Annotated in this window: 1 protein-coding gene; it reads left to right on the forward strand. The window is 41.9% G+C overall.

Annotation, left to right across the window (positions count from 1 at the left end; all coding sequences use genetic code 11):
* Positions 1-67: 67 nt before the first annotated feature.
* Positions 68-1,230, forward strand: a protein-coding gene (locus tag NO992_RS23320; protein ID WP_371380803.1) for an IS3 family transposase whose coding sequence is annotated in 2 segments (ribosomal slippage) — positions 68-323 and positions 323-1,230 — 1,164 coding nt in all. Because the reading frame shifts where the segments join, the coding sequence is not laid out codon by codon here.
* Positions 1,231-1,238: the final 8 nt, after the last annotated feature.

Genomic DNA, 1,238 nt, shown 5'->3' on the forward strand with positions numbered 1-1,238 from the left:
TGTTGTGGTTCAATAAATCCGGACACTATTTTAGGTGGTATCATTACCACTCAACTAGAGGTGTCCAATGGCAAGAAAACGTCGAACATTTAGTAAAGAGTTCAAACTTGAAGCAGCTTGTTTAGTTTTAGATAAAGGCTACTCCCTCCAAGATGCATGTCACTCTTTGGATATTGGTGAAACCGCCTTAAGGCGCTGGGTACAACAGCTTGAGGGTGAACGAAACGGTGAAACGCCTACGTCTAAAGCGTTGACCCCTGAACAGCAAAAGATTCAAGAGCTTGAAGCCAGGATCAATCGCTTAGAGCGAGAAAAATCGATACTAAAAAAGGCTACAGCTCTCTTAATGTCAGAAGAAATGAACAATATTCGTTAATAGACCAATTAAGTGAGCACGAACCGGTAGAAATGGTCTGTAACGTCTTTGATATTGCTCGTTCAAGTTTTTATGACTATAAAAGACGTCGCAACCTCATTGACGTCAATGAGGTTAAGCTGAGAGCGCAACTAAACGCTTGCTTTAATCTCAGTCGAGGCGCTGCGGGTAGTCGTACACTCTTAGCTATGCTTGCAGATTTAGAGATTGAGGCAGGTTTATTCAAGGTCAGGCGGATAATGCGTGATATGCACCTTGTGTCGAAACAACCAGGACCACACGTTTATAAAGTAGCGGTGAATGAACGCCCTGATATACCAAACTCGTTAAATAGAGAGTTCGATGTGCAAAATCCAAATCAAGTGTGGTGTGGAGACATTACGTATATTTGGACTGGTCAGAAGTGGTCATACTTAGCAGTAGTTATTGATTTATACGCGCGGCGAGTTGTCGGTTGGGCAATGTCAGAAAAGCCAAATACTGCATTAACTATCAAAGCATTAGATAGAGCATATGAACAAAGAGGCAAACCTAGGGGAGTTATGTTCCATTCTGACCAAGGCTGTCAGTACAGCTCAATCAAATTTAGGCAAAGACTATGGCGATATCAAATAACACAAAGTATGAGCCGCAGAGGAAATTGTTGGGACAATGCCCCGATGGAGCGTTTATTTAGAAGTCTCAAAACGGAATGGCTTCCAAGTACAGGCTACAGTTCATTTAAAGAAGCTGAACAAGACGTTAGCTTTTACTTGATGAACTATTACAACTGGAGAAGGCCTCATAGTCATAACGATATGCAAGCTCCAGCAGTAGCAGAAGAAAAACTTAATTCACTGTCCGGAATTAGTTGACCACTACA

The sequence above is a fragment of the Pseudoalteromonas sp. DY56-GL79 genome, from assembly GCF_041414765.1.
Lineage (GTDB): Bacteria > Pseudomonadota > Gammaproteobacteria > Enterobacterales > Alteromonadaceae > Pseudoalteromonas > Pseudoalteromonas piscicida.